The organism is Phytohabitans maris (assembly GCF_031085175.1).
In the GTDB taxonomy this organism is placed as follows: Bacteria; Actinomycetota; Actinomycetes; order Mycobacteriales; family Micromonosporaceae; genus Phytohabitans; species Phytohabitans maris.
Genome location: NZ_JAVHUY010000005.1, coordinates 14,333 through 27,442 on the forward strand (window position 1 = coordinate 14,333; position 13,110 = coordinate 27,442).

Genomic DNA, 13,110 nt, shown 5'->3' on the forward strand with positions numbered 1-13,110 from the left:
TGGTCAGCGGTTGGCGTGGAAAGCCTTGACGACCGATGCCGGGATGCGGCCTCGGTCGGAAACCTCGTAGCCGTTCTTGGTCGCCCATTCCCGGATGGCTTGATTCTGATCCCGGTTCGTCCGGGTGGGCGGTGTCCCGGCGCGAGATCCGATCCGGCTGCTGCCACTGGTGCGGCCGACCCTGGACGCGGCTGTCAGGTATGGTTCGAGCGCCTTGCGGAGCTTCCCGGCATTCTTGTCGGACAGGTCGATCGTGTAGTTGGCTCCGTCGAGGCCGAACTCGATGGTCCGGTCGGCCTCACCGCCGTCGAGGTCGTCGGTCAGCACCGTGATAACTTGCTTCGCCATGATGTCACTCCCCGCAAAGGTGGCATGAGCGCCCGATTGGAAACGTAGTTCCGACTACCATAACCGCCGCTCGTATTGCCTTGGTCGGTGCAACGACGAGAATTTCATTTCGAGCGCTCCGCGGTCCGCCTTCACCCAGTGGTTTCCATCACCCTCCGTAGCGCTCAAACGCTTCGTCCCCGTCTGACGGGTTGGGCAATACTCGCTGGATGTCTTCGGAGCGGCCGACCATCATCCGCGCGCTGCTGCCCCACACGCCCTACGGCGGCTTCTGGTCGACAAGGATGCACGTGACCGCGAGCGAAACAAACGACACGGGAATGGCGCGACATGGTCGACCTGATTCCGGAGGATCGGACCATCCGGCAGGCGACCGACGCCGACTACCGATACGTCGGCGTTGATACGACTGGTCTGGACGTCGCCGAAACCGTGCGACGGATCCGGGCCGCTATCCCGGAGGTCTATGCCGAGTAGGGGCGTTCCGCGACATTCGATGGCGTGGCTATCGGCGAGTCGCTCACCGAGGAACAGTTCGCGGTGATCGTGGTCGGGGTAAGAGGAGGCGGGTCCGGGCCGAGGCAACGACGGCGAAGGACCACCCGCACATCCGGTGCCGGGTTGGGCGGCGGGTGCGACCGTGACGGGGCGGGGGGACCGGCGCGCCGGGGAGCAGCGCCGCATGACGAACGTCATGGGTGCAGACGTGTATCGGCGCACTTCCGAACCGGGAGGCGAGGTCGCAGACTGATGACCACCGACTAAACGGCTGACCAGACGAAGATCGCTGCGGGCAGTCCAGATGCCCGCAGCGCTACTTGGATGGTAACCCGAACATCAGAGGTCACGCATGCCTCCGGTCGAACAAGGGAGAGTCGCCATGTCCGACGCGCCGACCGTCACCTCCCCGCCGAACGCCGACACCCGGACCGAGGACAGGACGCGCGCGCAGCGACTGGTCGCCGCCTGGCTCGCCGGCACCGCCACCCCGCCCGAGGACGACCTGCGGATCGAGCCGCTGCGGGGCGACGCGGGCAGCGAGCTCTGCTTCTGCGCCGGCACGTTCTGCTGGCCGCCCGTTCCCCCGACCGGCGGGCAGCAACACGCCCGCAACGACACGGAGTAACCCGTGGCCGCCCCACCTGCCGCTTCGGCCCTGGAGCCAGCGGCACGATCCTTCCTGCGCGGAAAACAATCGAGCAGCGCCTACCGGCTGCCGGCCGAGGCGCCGGTCCTGCCTACAGTGGACGGTTGGGTGATCTCCGGCCACCCGGAGGTGTGCCGCCTCGCCGGTGACCGCCGGCTCGTCATCGATCCCCGTGCCGGCGACCCGCCGGTGCCGCTGACCCAGTCCGAGCGGTTGGAGTCCGTCCTCGCCCGCATGCTCAACTTCCGCGACGGGGCCGACCACGCCCGGCTGCGGCGGCTGGCGACCGTCGCGTTCAGCGCCCGCCGCGCCAACGCCGTGGCGGAGACCGTCGCGGCGGTGGTGGGCGACTTGGCCGACGCCGCCCTCGCGCGGGGTGAGTTCGACGCGGTCGCCGACGTCGGCGTCCCGTTGCCGGTACGGACGACGTGCGCCCTGCTCGACATCCCGCGCGCGGACCGGCAGCAGGTGGCCGACTGGTCGACGGCGATGAGCGCCCAGCTGTTCACGTTCAAGCAGCCGCCGGACGCCGTCGAAGCGGTGGAGCGCCAGCTCGCCGAGCTCACCGGCTACATCGACGACCTGGCCCGTCACCGGCGGCGCGGAGACCTCGTCGCGGACCTGCACGCGGCGCTCGACCACGACGAGTTCGTGGCTTTCGTCGTGCTGCTGTTCATGAACGGCCTGGAGACGGTCACCGCCGGCATCGCCCGCGCGATCGGCGCCCTGGCCTGGCAACCCGGCCTGGCCGACCGGATCCGGCGGGACCCCGGATCGGCGGGCGACGTCTTCGCCGAGCTGATGCGGCTGCACAGCCCGGTCCGGCTGGGCGCGCGCCGGGCGGCGGAGCCCATCGACGCGATACCGCGGGGGGCACCGGTGTTCCTCGCATGGTCACTGGCGAACCGGGATCCGCGGGTCTTCACCGATCCGGACACGTTCCGTCCCGGCCGGCCGGGACGGAGCCTCGCGTTCGGTGCCGGCCCGCACCACTGCCTCGGCGCGGCGCTGGCGGGGCAACAGGGTGCGGCGGTCCTGCGGGCGTTCGCGACGCGGGCCCGGCTCACCTGCCGCACCGACGAGGCCGGCACACCCCGGCTGCCCGGCGCGGCCATTGACGGATTCTCGGCGCTGCGCGTCGTCGCGGAGCCACTGATGGTGGGAGTGACGCGATGACACGTAAGGTGGCGGAACTCGACGAGGTCGTCCACCTGACGACGCGCCGGGTGTGGGCGACCCTGACCGCGGTGCTGGTCCTTTTCGGCGCGCTGGTCACGTGGGGACTGCTGGCCCGCGTCGAGTCCACAGTAGAGCTTGACGGCATGCTTGTCGCCGGTGCCGGCCCGACGCTCGTGACCGCGCCGGCCGCGGCGACGGTGGTGTCGTCACCACAGGTCGGCTCGGCGGTCCAGGCCGGCGCGGACCTGATCGTCCTCGACGTCGCCGGCGAGCGCCGCGTGGTCACCAGCCCGGTCGCCGGTGCGGTGTCGTCGGTCGCGGTGCGACCCGGCAGTCCGGTATCCGGCGGGGAGGTGCTCGCCACCGTCGAGCCCGCCGGCGCGCGCCTCGGCGCGGTCCTCCTGCTCGACGCCGCGAACATGGCTACCGTACCCACGGGCACGAAGGTACGGGGCGCCGGATTGAGCGGCCGGGTTACCGCCGTCGAGCCGTACCCGGTGCGGGCCGACGACCTTGCCGCGCGGTTCGGCCAACGGTCCCTGCCCGGCGACGGGCAGCGGCTGGTCCGTGCCGTCCACGTCGACCTCGGCCTGCCGGCCCGGGCCGGTGCGACGTTGACCCCGGTACGCCTGGACCTGGTGCTGGGCGAGCGGCGCCCGGCCGATCTACTGTGGCACGGCGGTGCCTGATGGTCCTCGCGGAGCGCACCCAACCGGCGGTCAAGCCGCCTGCGGCGACGGCCGAGCCGAAACCGCCGCGACAGAAAGCCCGCCGCACCATCGAGGTGCCACAGATGGAGGACGCCGACTGCGGCGCGGCGTGCCTGAGCATCATCCTTACCCGGCACGGGCGCCGTGCGCCGCTGGCCGAACTGCGTGAGCTGTGCGGCGCCGGACGCAACGGCACCACCGCGGTCGGGTTCGGGCGGGCCGCCGCCACGTTCGGGTTGGAGGTCAAGGGGCGCAACGTCGTTCCGTCCGACGTGGACAGTGTGGCGCGGTTGCCCGTCCCCTCCGTGGTGCTGCTCGACGGGCGGCACTACGCGGTCCTGGAAGGCGTTCGCGGCAACCGGGTCTGGATCAACGACCCGGCCGTGGGCCGGATCCGGCTGACCGCCGAGGAGTTCGCCGCGCGGTCGAGCGGGATCGTGCTGGTGGCCACCCGGACGCCGGACTTCCGGCCGGGCGGGCCGCGGCTGCCGTTCGTCCGGGCCGTGTTCGCGAAGGTGCGGCCGTACCTGCCGATCGTCGCGGTGGCCGCACTGCTCGGCGTACTCGCCGCGGTGCCCACCGTGCTCGCGGCGCTCACCATGCGGGCGCTGCTGAACCGCGTGCTCGTCATCGGCGACCACGCGTGGCGGCCGGCGCTGCTGGCGGTCCTCGTGGTCGGTGCGGTGCTGGCCGGCGTGACCGGCTGGGCGCAGCAACGGGTCCTGTCCCGTGCCCTGTCGGTGATGGCCACCCGGTTCAGCAGCACGTACCTGGCGGCGTTGCTGCGCCTGCCCGGCGAGTTCTTCCACCGGCGGCACCTGTCGGGTCTGGTCAAACGGGCGCAGATGAACGACGGACTGGCCATCATGCTGTCGGATCGGCTCGCCGTGCCGGTGACCGCGAGCGTGACGATCCTCGGCTACGCGTTCCTGCTCAGCGTGCTGGCACCGGCGCTGCTGGCCGTGATGGCGGTCGCGGCGACCGCGCAGCTGCTGCTGCTCCGGGCGGTGGTGCGGGTCGCCGGCCCGCACCAGCAACGGCTGCTGTTCGAACAGGTGCGCCGGGACGCCACCGCCCACAGTGGACTCTCGATGATCGAGGCGATCAAAGCCGACGGTGCCGAGCAGTGGCTCTTCGGTTCGTGGGTGCGATCGGCGACCCGCGCCCTGCGGACCGGCAACGCGCTCGGCTCGGCCACGCTGAGCCTGCTGGCGGTCAGCTCGGCGGTGGCACCGGCGGCGCTCGCGGCGTTCGTCGTGGTCGGCGCGCACCAGGTCGCTTCCGGCGAGCTGGCCCTCGGTACCTTGCTCACCGCGCAACTCGTCGCCGGCGGGCTGCTCAGCCCGCTCGGCGTGCTCGTGGGCCTCGGCTCCGAGGTCCAGATCACCCGCGTCCAGATGTCGATCACCGATGACGCGCTGCAGGCCGTACCGCACCCGGCGCGTGCCCACGTCCTCGACCGCGCGGCGGCTCCGCCGGCCGAAACGCCGTCGGCGCCGAAACGGCTCACCGGCGCCATCGAGTTCGACGACGTGACCTTCGGGTACGACCGGTACGGAAAGCCGCTCCTGCGAAACCTGTCGTTCGCGGCGGAGCCGGGGGAGTGGGTCGCGCTCGTGGGCGCGACCGGCAGCGGCAAGTCGACGATCGCCCGGCTCGCCGTCGGCGCGGTCGATCCCTGGAAGGGAACGATCCGCTTGGACGGCCGGCCGCGCGACACCTACACCCGCGAGCGGCTCGCCGCGTCGATCGGGTACGTCGAGCAGACGCTGCGGCTGTTCGAGGGGAGCCTGCGCGACAACCTGACGCTCTGGGACGACACCGTGCCCGAGGAACGGCTGCGGGCCGCCCTGCGCGACGCCGACCTCGACCGGCTGGTCGACCAACGCGGCGGCCTCGACGGCGGCCAGGTCACCGAGCACGCCCGCAACCTGTCCGGCGGTGAGCAGCAACGGATGGAGCTGGCCCGGGCACTGGCCGGAGACCCACCCCTTCTGGTACTCGACGAGGCGACAAGCGCCCTCGACAGCTCCACCGAGCACGTGGTGCTGGATGCGTTGCGCCGTCGCGGTGTCACCTGCCTGTTCATCGCCCACCGGATCTCCACCGTGCGGGACGCGGACCTGATCCTGGTGCTGGACAAGGGAAGGGTCGCCCAGCGCGGCCGGCACGAGGAGCTGATCGCGGCGCCGGGCCTGTATCGGCGGCTGGCGACCGGGGGTGCGGCATGACCGCCGTCGACGGTGTGTGGCAGACGCTGGCGCGCGCCGCGGCCGAGCGCCGCGACACCCCGATCCCGACGGCGGTGGCGGCACTGGCGGAACACTTCGGGATTCCGGTGCCGACCGAGCCGACGCTGACCCGCGCGCTTCGCGCGGCCGGCGTGCACTGGGTCGAGGTCCGGCTCACCGACGGGTGGCACCGCACCGGTGTCGCACCGCTGATCGCCTTCCGCGACGGCGCTCCGGAGACGTTGCTGCCCGGTCCGCGCGGCTACCGGCATGCCGGCGGGGCCCGGATCACCGAACCCGAGGCGGCCGGCTTCGACGAGGTCGCCTGGCAGGTGTACCCGCCGTTGACCGAGCGCGACCGCACCGCGCGCGGCCTACTGCGGTTCGCCGCCCGGGGCGCTCGCCCGGACATCCGGTTCCTGCTGCTGGCCGGGCTGCTCGCCGCCGGCCTCGCCGGCGCGATGCCGCTGCTGTCCGGGTGGCTGCTCACCCGGACCGCGGGCGGCGGCGCCGGCGGCGGCCTGGTGTGGTGGACCGCGACCCTGCTGGCCGGGTTGGTGGTCGGCAACGTGCTGCTGCTGTCGGTCCGCAACGCCGCGCTCGTGCGGCTGCAGGGGCGGTTGCAGCTACGGCTGGAGCCCGCGGTATGGGGGCACCTGCTCGGGCGCGACGTCCGGTTCCTGGAGGAGCTCGGGACCGCCGGCCTGACCCAGCGCGCGAACGCCGTCTCGGAACTGCGGCGGTCGTTGAGCGACAGCGCGGCCTCGGCCGTGCTCGGCAGCGCGTTCGGTCTGGTGAGCCTGGGCGTGCTGCTCGCCGTCGACCCGGTGGTGGGTGGCGTGGTGCTCACCACGACCGTGGTACTGCTGGGCGCCGCGAGTTGGGCGGCCCGCCACCTGCAACGGCACGAGATGGCCAATCGGGAGGCGTTCAGCCGGGTCGCGTCGTTCCTCCACGCGGCGCTGCTGGCGATCGAAAAGCTCCAGGTCGCCGCGCGCGAGGAGCGTGTGTTCGCCGGCTGGGCCGACCGGTACGCCCACCAGCGCCGCACCGACGCCGCCGCGCTGCGGTGGAAGGCGGTGGTCGCGGGGCTCGCGCTGTCGATGCAGCCCGCCGCGCTCGCCGCTCTGGGCGTGTCGGTCGCGCTGCTTCGTCCCGGCGTCGAGCTGGGCACGTTCGTGGCCGCGAGTGTCGCAGTTGGACAGTTCGCGGCGTCGGCCGGCCTGCTGCACGGTGCGGTGATGTCGTCGTTCTCGATCGTGTCGGCGCACCGGCAGCTGCGGCCACTGCTGGACGCGGAGCCCGACGTCGCGCCGGGCGCCGCGGACCCCGGCCCGCTGCACGGCCGGGTCGAACTGCACGAGGTCTCGTTCACCTACCCGGGCCGCGGCCGTCCGGTGCTCGACCAGGTGAGCATCTCGGCGGAGCCGGGCGAGTTCGTCGCCGTGGTGGGCCCGTCCGGCGCGGGAAAGTCGACGCTGATCCGGCTGCTGCTCGGGCTCGTCCGGCCGAGCAGCGGCGCCGTCCGGTACGACGGCCGCGACCTCGCCGAGCTCGACCTGCGCGCGGTGCGGGCCCAACTCGGCGTCGTGCTGCAACTGGCCCGCGCGGTCCGGGGATCCATTGTGGACAACGTGGTCGCCGGTGCCGAGGACGTGCCGGACGAACGGGTCTGGGAGGCGCTCGAACTGGCCGGCCTCGGCGACGAGGTGCGGGCGATGCCGATGGGCCTGCACACGATGGTCAGCGAGGACAACGCGTCGTTCTCCGGCGGCCAGATCCAGCGCCTGATGCTGGCCCGGGCGCTGGTGAAGCGGCCGCCCCTGTTGGTGCTCGACGAGGCGACCAGCGCCCTGGACAACATCACCCAGCGCACGGTCTCGGACCGGATCGCCGCGTTGAGCGTCACCCGGATCGTGGTGGCGCACCGGCTCAGCACCATCCGCGCCGCCGACCGGATCTACGTCCTCGACGGAGGAACCGTCGCCGCCTGCGGCAGCTACGCGGAACTGGCCGCCACGAGCCCCCTCTTCGCCCGTCTCGTCGCCCGGCAGGAGGTCAACTGATGACCACGACCACGCCACTCGGCCTCACCCAGCCGGCCGCCGCGCCGGACACGCTACTCGGCCTGGCCGGCGCCGACGACCGACTGCTGAGCGTGATCGCCGCCGCCGCGCCGTTCGACGAACGCGAGTCCGGTGTCCACTTTCTGCCGGTGCGCGCCGGTGGCCGGCGCAAGCTCGCCGATCGCGCGCAGCGGTGGCTTCGGGCGGCCGTCGCCGCCGACGACGTGTCACGGCGCGCACTGCTGCTGCACCGCCAGCAGACCGGCCGGGACCTCGGCGCCGGCCTGGTCGACGTCAAGGTGCGCAACCCGGGACGGCTGCCCGACTGGGCGTACGCGCTGGTCGATTTCCTGCTCGCCCAGCCACCCACGCCGACCGAAGACCGGGCCACCGAACTCGTCGGGGGCGTGCTGGTCGCGTTCCAGCGGGCGGCCGTGCGGCTCACCGGCGTCCGGCGGTCGAACGACGGCGCGGAACTGCGCGGCGTGCGGATGACCGACGACGCCGCCGACGACGTGGCCGGGCAGCTGGTGCAGCGGCTGCTGCAGGTCACCGAGGCCGCGATCGCGTTCGAACTGCAGGTCGCCGACGGGGCATCCGCGCCGTCGGAGTGGTACGGGCGGGCCGGCATCGACGTGAGCCGGCTCGGGTGGCTTTCGCGGCTGGAGAGCCTGCCCGGCCTCGCCTACGTCATCGGCGTCACCTGCCTGAACTACAAGCGCAACGTCGCCGAGGTGTTCGACCGGCTGCACGCCGACCTGCCGACCCTGCGCCGGGAACTGTGGGCCTGGTCCGACCCGGGCCCGCTCGCTTCGTACTCCGGGGACTCCGGCGACCTGCACGACAGCGGCCGCACGGTAAGCCTGCTCACGTTCACGGGCGGCCAGCGGGTCGTGTACAAGCCGAAGGACCTGCGCAGCGTCGCCGGCTTCATGGACGTCCTCACCTACCTGAACTCGCACGGCCTGCCGCTGCCGTTGGCCACCCGCCGGGTGCTGCTGCGCGAGGGCTACGGCTGGGAGGAGTTCGTGGTCGCCCGGCCGTGCCAGCCGGGCGAGGAGCCGGCCCGGTTCTACCGCCGGCTCGGCATGCTGGCGCGCCTCGCCGAGCTGCTGGAGTGCCGGGATCTGTGGCTCGACAACCTCATCGCGATCGGCGACGCGCCGATGTTCATCGACCTGGAGAACGTGTTGCAGGGCCGGATGCGCAAGCCGGCACTGCTCGGCGAGCGCACCGAGGCGCTGTGGCACGAGATCGAGGAGAGCGTCGCGAAGACCGCGATGATCTCGTACCCGCGGATCGGGACGCCCGGCAAGCGCGCGCACGACATCGGCTGTGTCGCGCCGATCCAGGAACAGCTCGCCGTCGACCCGGAGGGCTTCCCATTCGGCTGGGAGGCGCCGCCGTACCGTCCGGTGGTCGACGGCCGGCCGGTGGATCCGGCCGCGCACACCGACGACGTGGTCACCGGCTACCGCGAGATGGACGCCTGCCTCGTCGCCAACGTCGCCGGCCTCGGCGACGAGCGCGGCCCGCTGCACCTGCTCGCCGGCGCCCGCGTGCGCTACATCTTCCGCAGCACATGGGACTACATGGCGGTGCTGCGGGTCTCGACCAGCCCGCTCGCACTCACCGACGGGGTGGCCCGGGAACTGGTGCTGGCGCGGCTGTTTCGCGGCACCCGCGAGGTGTTGCGCACCGACCCCGAGCGGGCCGACTGCCTGGAGATCATCGAACGCGAGATCGAGATGCTGCGCCGCCTCGACATCCCGCTGTTTCAGTCGGTGACGACCACCTGCGACGTAAGGACGCCCGAGGGCGCGACGGTGGAAAACCACTTCAGCGGTACGGCGTGGGGGCGGCTCACCCAGCGCCTCGCCGATCTGGCCGAGCGGCGGGAGACCGGCGCGCCGCCGGCCGAGCACATCCTCCGGGCCTGCCTCGACTTCGCCGCCCGCGACCGTCCCCTCTGGACCGAGCCGCCCGCCGACACCGGCGAGGCACCGGATCCGCGCAAGCTCGGCGTCTACGTCTACGACCCGAAGGCGCTGCGGCCGGAGGTCGACCACGCGCAGCTGCTCGCCACCGCGTGCGCGGCCGCGAACGACATCATGTCGGCGGCGGTTTCGGTCGGGTCGGGCCGGTACGGGTGGGTCGGCGTGGTGCACTACCCGATGTTCGGCCTCGACCAGGTCGAGCCGCTGCACGGAGACCTGCTCACCGGCACCGCGGGGATCGCCGTGTTCCTCGCCGAGCTGTACCAGACCACGGGCAAGCCGGCCTACTGGGCGTTCGCGCAGGACGCGCTCGCCGCCACGACCGAGTTCGTCTCGGTGTCGGGCCGGTCCAGCGCGTACGCGCGGTTGAGCGGTGGGCGGCCGGCGGTGGGCGGCTTCGTCGGGATCGGCGCCGCCATCTACGCGCTCGCCCGGTGCGGCCAGGTGATCGGCGACGCCTACCTCCTGGAGCAGGCCGACGACCTGGTACCGATCGCGGCGGCGCTGGTGGGAGAAGGCAGCAGCCCGGCCGATCCGGTCGTGGGGCGGGCCGGCCTGTTGATGGCGCTGCTGAAGCTGATCGACGCGCGGCCGTCGCCGGCGGCGGCGCGGCTGGCGGCGCGGCTCTACGACCAGCTGATCGCGGAGCTCGACGCCGGCATCGCTTCGGCGTACCCGAAGGGCGTGCGGATCGTCGAGGCACTGCCGTCCGGTGCGGCCGGGGTGGCGCTGGCCCTGGCCCGGTACGCGGCGGCACACCGACCGGCGGACCTGAGCCGGATCGCCGGCTCCGTCCCGGTGCCGCGGACGCCGGGCGAGCGGCTCGCCGCGATCGCGCTCGCCGAGCTGGTCGAGGCGCCGCTGCCGGGCGGGGAACCGTTCGCCGGCGCGGGAAGCACCGCGGACCTGCTCGACCGGGTGGAGCTGGCGCTCGCCGCGGCGCGGGCCACCGGCGGCGGCGAGGCGGGCGAGGCCCACCGGGTCGCCGCGCACACCGCGATGCGGATCCTGCTGAACCGACGCGCGAGCCACGGCCAATGGCTGCCCGACCGGCGCCGTACCGACCAGATGCAACTGTCCGCAGTGGACGGTGTGGCCGCGGTCGGCCTGGCGTGCCTCGCGCTCGCCGAAGACGACGTGACCCCGCTACGAACGATGGCCTGAGGAGGACCAGCATGGACACGCGCCGCCCACGGATCCGGCGGGGACACCGCGTCGAGACGGTGCCCGGCGAGGCCGTCTACCTCGTCTCGGAGCGGGAGCACCATGTCGTCGAGGGCGCGTTGGTGGAGCGCGTCCTGCCCTTGCTCAACGGCAAGCACGACGTCGACGACCTGCTCGACCAGCTCGACGACATCCCGCCCGAGCAGGTGCTCTATCTCATCGAGCGGCTGGTCGCGATGAAGGCCGTCGTGTGGGCCGACCCCGACCTGCCGGAGCGGGAGGCCGGCTTCTGGGACGTCACCGGCGTCGCCGCCGAGCAGGCGCGCGAACGGTTGGCGCAGACCGCCGTGGCGCTGGCGGTCGCCGGCGAGGTGGACCCCGGGCCCGTGCTCGACGCGCTCGCGAGTGCCGGCGTCCAGGCTCGGCTGGGCGAGGCCGGCGAAGGCTTCCGCGTCGTCGTCACCGACAACTACCTCAACCCCGATCTGGCCCGGCACAACGAGACGGCCCTGCGTACCGGACGCCCGTGGCTGCTGGCCAAGCCGGTCGGCCTGACGCTGTGGGTCGGTCCGGTCTTCAAGCCCGGCGGTGGTTGCTGGGCGTGCCTCGCATACCGGCTGAGCGGGCACCGCCAGGTCGACGAGTACCTGCGCGACCGCGCCGAGCATCAGGGGCCGCTGCGGGTGCCGCTGGCCGACCTCGCCGTCACGCGGGACATGGGTGCCCGGCTGGTCGCGCTGGAAACGGCCAAGCATCTGGCCGGGCTCGGCACGGCCGAGGAGAACGGCGTGCTGACGCTCGACACCATCCACCTGGACTCGCGACGGCACGCTCTGCATCGCCGTCCACAGTGCCCACAGTGTGGCGACGATACGCTGGCCGCGCAACGGATGTCGGCGCCGGTGCTCCTCGCCCCCCGCCCGAAGGTGTACACGGGAGACGGCGGCCACCGGGCCAAGAACCCGGACCAGGTGCTCGAGACGTACGGGCCGCAGGTGAGCCCCGTTACCGGTGTCGTGCGGGAACTCCGTCCGTATGAGACCGGGATCGAGTTCGTCAAGGGCTACTCCGCCGGCCACAACTTCGCCCGCCGGGTCGAGCGCCTGAGCCAGCTGCGCAAGGGCCTGCGCAGCATGGCGGCCGGCAAGGGCACCACCGACACGCAGGCGCGCGCCAGCGCGATCTGCGAGGCGATCGAGCGCTACTCCGGTCTGTTCGGCGGCGACGAGCCCCGGCGTACGGCCACCCTCGCCGAGCTGGGCGAGCAGGCGGTGGCGCCGAACGACATCCAGCTCTACAGCGAGCGCCAGTACGCGAGCCGCGCCGAGTGGAACAGCGCGCAGCGATCGTCGTTCCAGACCGTCTGCGACCCGCTGCCCGCCGACGAGCCGATCGAGTGGAGCCCGGTCTGGTCGCTCACGAACGAGCGCACCCGGTACGTGGCCACGTCACAGCTCTTCTACTGCTACCCGACGCTGCCGCCCGGAAAGCTCTGGGCATGGGCCTGTTCCAACGGCAACGCCGCCGGCGCCAGCCTCGAAGACGCGATCCTGCAAGGGTTCCTGGAGCTCGTCGAACGCGACTCGGTGGCCTTGTGGTGGTACAACCGCGTCCAGCGGCCGGCGTACGACCTGGCCAGCTTCGGAGACCCGTGGTTCGACGAGTTCGTCGAGGTCTACAGGGGACTGCACCGCGAGGTGCACGTCCTCGACATCACCGCGGATCTCGGAATCCCGGCCGCCGCCGCGATCAGCTGGCGGGTCGACAAGCCGGCCGAAGACATCCTGATCGGTCTCGGCGCGCACTTCGACGCGAAGCTCGCCGTCCAGCGGGCGCTGGCCGAGCAGAACCAGTTCCTGCCGGCCGTCCTCGGGGTCCAGCGCGACGGGACGGGCTACGCCTTCCCAGACGCGGTGCAGCAGGAGTGGTGGCGCGAAGCGCGGATCGCCGACCACCCGTACCTGTCACCGGCGCCCGGGCCGGCGACCCGCGCCGGCGACCGCCCGGATCTGTCCTCGATGGACCTCCGCGACGACGTGCTGACCGCGCGCCGGCTCGTGGAGTCGCGGGGGATGGAGTTTCTGGTGCTCGATCAGACCCGGCCCGACATCGGGCTGCCCGTCGTCAAGGTGATCGTGCCGGGCATGCGGCACTTCTGGGCCCGCTTCGGCCCCGGACGCCTCTACGACACGCCGGTCGCGCTCGGCTGGCGCGATGCCCCGATCGACGAGGCCGACCTTAACCCGATCCCGATGTTCCTCTAGGAGG

The 13,110-nt window shown here is 72.6% G+C and carries 8 protein-coding genes and 3 pseudogenes; 10 read left to right on the forward strand and 1 reads right to left on the reverse strand.

The genetic code is table 11. The features are described from left to right. Positions 1 to 3 precede the first annotated feature (3 nt). Positions 4 to 348, reverse strand: coding sequence for a histone-like nucleoid-structuring protein Lsr2 (locus RB614_RS06390; RefSeq protein WP_308711429.1), 345 nt, complete (start codon positions 346 to 348; stop codon positions 4 to 6). 330 nt (positions 349 to 678) lie between these two features. Between RB614_RS06390 and RB614_RS06395 the strand changes: the two genes are divergently transcribed. The 10 genes and pseudogenes from RB614_RS06395 to RB614_RS06430 all read left to right on the forward strand — a co-directional run bounded on the left by RB614_RS06395 (position 679) and on the right by RB614_RS06430 (position 13,106). Continuing rightward, on the forward strand, positions 679 to 825 hold the full coding sequence (locus RB614_RS06395) for a hypothetical protein (RefSeq protein WP_308711430.1): 147 nt from the start codon (positions 679 to 681) through the stop codon (positions 823 to 825). Positions 826 to 1,228: 403 nt separating this feature from the next. Next, positions 1,229 to 1,474, forward strand: a complete 246-nt coding sequence (locus RB614_RS06400; RefSeq protein ID WP_308711431.1) for a hypothetical protein — start codon at positions 1,229 to 1,231, stop codon at positions 1,472 to 1,474. 3 nt (positions 1,475 to 1,477) lie between these two features. Continuing rightward, the gene (locus RB614_RS06405; RefSeq protein WP_308711432.1) at positions 1,478 to 2,671 is read left to right on the forward strand and encodes a cytochrome P450; all 1,194 of its coding nucleotides are present in this window, start codon (positions 1,478 to 1,480) and stop codon (positions 2,669 to 2,671) included. Then, complete coding sequence (locus RB614_RS06410) at positions 2,668 to 3,363, forward strand: biotin/lipoyl-containing protein (protein WP_308711433.1); 696 nt, start codon at positions 2,668 to 2,670, stop codon at positions 3,361 to 3,363. The genes RB614_RS06405 and RB614_RS06410 overlap by 4 nt, the downstream gene beginning before the upstream one ends. A 104-nt stretch (positions 3,364 to 3,467) precedes the next feature. After that, positions 3,468 to 3,833, forward strand: a pseudogene (locus RB614_RS44250) (cysteine peptidase family C39 domain-containing protein); the annotation flags it as partial. After that, positions 3,828 to 4,718, forward strand: a pseudogene (locus RB614_RS44255) (ABC transporter transmembrane domain-containing protein); the annotation flags it as partial. The pseudogenes RB614_RS44250 and RB614_RS44255, both read left to right, overlap by 6 nt. Positions 4,719 to 4,964: 246 nt before the next feature. Further along, a pseudogene (locus RB614_RS44260) lies at positions 4,965 to 5,615 on the forward strand (ATP-binding cassette domain-containing protein); the annotation flags it as partial. Next, positions 5,612 to 7,681: an ATP-binding cassette domain-containing protein gene (locus RB614_RS06420; protein ID WP_308711435.1), complete on the forward strand. Its 2,070-nt coding sequence runs from the start codon at positions 5,612 to 5,614 to the stop codon at positions 7,679 to 7,681. The pseudogene RB614_RS44260 and the gene RB614_RS06420, both read left to right, overlap by 4 nt. Continuing rightward, the gene (gene lanM / locus RB614_RS06425) at positions 7,681 to 10,842 is read left to right on the forward strand and encodes a type 2 lanthipeptide synthetase LanM (RefSeq protein ID WP_308711436.1); all 3,162 of its coding nucleotides are present in this window, start codon (positions 7,681 to 7,683) and stop codon (positions 10,840 to 10,842) included. Before RB614_RS06420 ends, lanM begins: the two co-directional genes overlap by 1 nt. An 11-nt stretch (positions 10,843 to 10,853) precedes the next feature. Continuing rightward, positions 10,854 to 13,106: a TOMM precursor leader peptide-binding protein gene (locus RB614_RS06430; RefSeq protein ID WP_308711437.1), complete on the forward strand. Its 2,253-nt coding sequence runs from the start codon at positions 10,854 to 10,856 to the stop codon at positions 13,104 to 13,106. Positions 13,107 to 13,110: the final 4 nt, after the last annotated feature.

What these genes read in the sequence shown, in the direction of transcription:
- RB614_RS06420 (WP_308711435.1), top strand. Translation starts at nt 5,612, where the DNA reads ATGACCGCCGTCGACGGTGTGTGGCAGACGCTGGCGCGCGCCGCGGCC.
- RB614_RS06410 (WP_308711433.1), top strand. Translation starts at nt 2,668, where the DNA reads ATGACACGTAAGGTGGCGGAACTCGACGAGGTCGTCCACCTGACGACG.
- lanM (WP_308711436.1), top strand. Translation starts at nt 7,681, where the DNA reads ATGACCACGACCACGCCACTCGGCCTCACCCAGCCGGCCGCCGCGCCG.
- RB614_RS06430 (WP_308711437.1), top strand. Translation starts at nt 10,854, where the DNA reads ATGGACACGCGCCGCCCACGGATCCGGCGGGGACACCGCGTCGAGACG.
- RB614_RS06390 (WP_308711429.1), bottom strand. Translation starts at nt 348, where the DNA reads ATGGCGAAGCAAGTTATCACGGTGCTGACCGACGACCTCGACGGCGGT.
- RB614_RS06395 (WP_308711430.1), top strand. Translation starts at nt 679, where the DNA reads ATGGTCGACCTGATTCCGGAGGATCGGACCATCCGGCAGGCGACCGAC.
- RB614_RS06400 (WP_308711431.1), top strand. Translation starts at nt 1,229, where the DNA reads ATGTCCGACGCGCCGACCGTCACCTCCCCGCCGAACGCCGACACCCGG.